We start from the raw sequence: 3,439 nt of genomic DNA on the forward strand, positions 1-3,439 counted from the left end.
GCGCCTATGGCACTTCAACATCATTGTCGCAGCCCCGACCCGCGGTCACGAGCGGGGGCTCCTATCTTTTTAGTGCCTCGGATTGGGTCATAGTGTCTGTATTTCGCGGCTGCGTACACGCTTTCGTCGTCCGTCACGTGCTTAAACGAATTGCGTGCTTCAGTGGATTTTCGTGTTACTGGCACTTGCGCTGTTTGGGGCGCCGCTAATTGCTTCAAAAACTAGAGCTAGCACTGTGTCCATGGAAGGACGAAAAAACAAAAGTTTGCTGAGAACATAACCTGCTTTTTATAAGAGCAGGTTTCTGCCTGCCTTTATAACAATTCCCGCGCTTCGAATAACTGGACTTCCGATGCAGAGGAGATTGTAAGATAATCTTCTCTTAGTAACATTATTTGTGACGGGGGATTCAATATGAAAAAGGCATTGCGTGCCTCAACAGCTTTTTCTCTTGCTGGTCTTTTGACCATTTCATCCTTGATGGGTCCTGTGGCTGCTGCCTACGCTGCGAGCAACGTCCCGTCTGCGGACGCTGCCGTGGACGCTGCTACTGCAGACGATGATGGCGAGGCCTCGCGTGATGCGGGTTCTGTTGATGTCGACGCTGCTGATGATTCATCGCCGGCAACGAACGTTGACGAATCGGCTGATGAGGATTTTGGCGTTGATGTATCTGAGAACCATCAGCAGGCTGAACCGGTCGATTCTTCTTTCCAGTATGTATATCTTGCCTACCCGAGCCTTTCCAGCGGGACTGATCAGGTCGTTGCCTTTGCTACTCCCGATGACGGCGATAGCCTTGCCTCCGCAACTCTCAACTATGTAAGTGCCAATGGGGTTCAGGGGACTATTGAAGCATCTGCAACGGCTGATAATTCTGCTGCTTTTATTTTTGGTTCGCAGTTGGAATCTAATTCATATTTCCTCACATCGATAACCTATGCTTTGCAGGGCGATGGCTCTGAGCATGAGGTGGATCTTTCTGACAGGGATTATTCGTTTACGGTCATTAATGGCTCCGTGAGCTCCGAGGGCACTTCTGTTTACTATGCGGACGGCGATGGCAATGCCGTTGAAGCCCAGTCGATTCAGCAGGCATTGGAATGCGCCGATTCACCCGATGGCATTTCCACCTATGCTGAGCGCTCCGCGCGTAATGTGGGGGTTATTGCACTTGACGCGGGACATGGCGGGGTGGATTCTGGCGCTCAGGGTAATGGCAAGAGCGAAGCCGACCTTACCTGGAAGATCATGACAGCCTGCAAAAATAAACTTGAAGCTTACGGCTTTAAGATCGTTCTTGCGCGCGAGCAGTCTGGCTACTATCCCAGCAATGATTATCTTTACCGCGTACAGCGCTGCATTGATCAGGGCGCGCAGGCCTTTGTTAGCTTTCACATCAACTCTGGGTCTTCTGGGGCTCACGGCGCAGAAGTTTATGCTCCTACCGCAAATGGCACCGACTACACGCAGGTCTCTGTTGAGCTTGCCAACAAGGTCATGAACAACCTTGCTGCTATGGGACTAACATACCGCGGCGTATTTCAAATGGAGGTAGGCGACGAGTTCGCCGTTATCCGCTGCGCTCGCGAGCAGGGAATTCCAGGTATTCTTATCGAACATGGCTTTATCTCGAATTACGGTGATGTGGCCAACTATTTCTCGGACGATGGTTGCCGCCGTCTTGGCGAGGCTGACGCTGCTGCAATCATCGCGCAGTTCCCGCATCTCTACTCCGTCAATGGAATTTCCTTCTCGGAAGAACTGGGACATGCGGGGTCAACGGTAAAAATCGGTGTAAATGTTAGCGGCAAGACTGATGGCCTTAGATATAAGTTTGTTTGGCATAGGGCTGGGTCTGATTGGAGTGATTCCAATTGGGGTGTAATCGGTCAAGACTTAACTTCGCCGTCGATTTCTTGGACCCTGCCCCAGGCTGGTGAATATGAGATCTATGCTGATGTCATTGACTCCAATGGATATGTGACTAGCACTTCTAAATACAAAGTTGTTAATTGGTCTCTTGAGTCGCTCGAAGTCTCGGGCGACGCCCGCTGCGGCAAGCCGGTCAAGCTGCAGGCCAAGGTGTCCGGCGACGCCTCCGGCCTCAAGTACAAGTTCGTCTGGGAGAAGGGCGGCTGGGCCAAGTGGGGCGTCGCCCAGCAGCCCTCCGCTTCCTCCTCCTGCGAGTGGACCCCGACCGGGCCTGGCGAGTACACCGTCTACCTCGACGTGATCGACGGCTCCGCCGAGAGGCACCTGACCCGCAAGGTCACGGTCGGCGAGCGCTACTCCGTCGAGTCGCTCGAAGTCTCGGGCTCCGCCCTCTGCGGCAAGCCGGTCAAGCTGCAGGCCAAGGTGTCCGGCGACGCCTCCTGCCTCAAGTACAAGTTCGTCTGGGAGAAGGGCGGCTGGGCCAAGTGGGGCGTCGCCCAGCAGCCCTCCGCTTCCTCCTCCTGCGAGTGGACCCCGACCGGGCCGGGCGAGTACACCGTCTACCTCGACGTGATCGACGGCTCCGCCGAGAGGCACCTGACCCGCAAGGTCACGGTGGAGGGTACTCCAATTATGGGAAGTCTGCAGACTTCAGTTGATGCTATGGTGAACTTATATGAATCAACAGGACATACATATCCCTCAGACGCATTTGTTTCAAAGGGAGCACCTACTATTCGTGATTTTTGTTCATTAATTGTCGAAGCCGCTGTTTCTGAAGGGGTTCGCCCGGAAGTTGTTTTTGCTCAGGCTATGCTTGAGACTGGATGGTTGCAATTTGGAGGTTCCGTAAAGCCGAATCAGTGCAATTTCGCCGGACTGGGCGCCGTCAATCAACAATCGGGAGGCGCTAGATTTGACGATGTATATCAGGGCTTGCTTGCCCAAGTCCAGCATCTTAAAGGATATGCTACTGGTGCGGCGTTGAATAACACTTGTGTGGATCCTCGATATGAAGTCCTTCAGTCTAAGGGTTTTCTCGGAGTTGCGCCATATTTGGAAGATTTAAATGGCCGCTGGGCTGTTCCGGGTGACACATATGGTCAGAATATTGCGCGCATTATTTCTTTAATTGGCTAATATCAATATGAATTCTCTAGGTCGACTGCGCTGGTTGTAGTCGACCTTACTTGTATGGTAAATCTTGGCCTTAAATTGTTACTTGCTAGCAATATTATGTTGGAGTGAACTATCGGGGAGGTTCTATATGCATTTCTTTAGAAGTAAGGCTGTCCGTGTCGCTTTTTTCTTCTTTTATTTCTGTTTGGCCGTAACTCCTTGCTTTGGTTTGAGTGAAGCGGGCCTGTCTCCATCACAGATTGAAGATTCAACACGGGCCGATGATTTAAGTGCAACTTCGCCGGTTTCAGAGGACTACTCTGTCGACGGCCTCTCGGCCAAGGCGTCCGATGGCGGGTCTCCTCTCCTGGGCGACCGCTGCTCG

General features: G+C 52.5%; 2 protein-coding genes. Both read left to right on the forward strand.

Annotation, left to right across the window (positions count from 1 at the left end):
* Nucleotides 1–414: 414 nt before the first annotated feature.
* On the forward strand, nucleotides 415–3,075 hold the full coding sequence (locus I2E45_RS09095; protein WP_195445831.1) for an N-acetylmuramoyl-L-alanine amidase: 2,661 nt from the start codon (nucleotides 415–417) through the stop codon (nucleotides 3,073–3,075).
* A 127-nt stretch (nucleotides 3,076–3,202) separates the two neighbouring features.
* On the forward strand, nucleotides 3,203–3,439 hold a 237-nt coding region (locus tag I2E45_RS10435), incomplete at its 3' end, for a hypothetical protein (RefSeq protein ID WP_216596250.1).

This window comes from Collinsella aerofaciens, assembly GCF_015555045.1.
GTDB lineage: Bacteria > Actinomycetota > Coriobacteriia > Coriobacteriales > Coriobacteriaceae > Collinsella > Collinsella aerofaciens_W.

Bases quoted from the DNA above. Each gene is read 5' to 3' on its own strand.
- I2E45_RS09095 (WP_195445831.1), top strand. From the start codon at position 415: ATGAAAAAGGCATTGCGTGCCTCAACAGCTTTTTCTCTTGCTGGTCTT.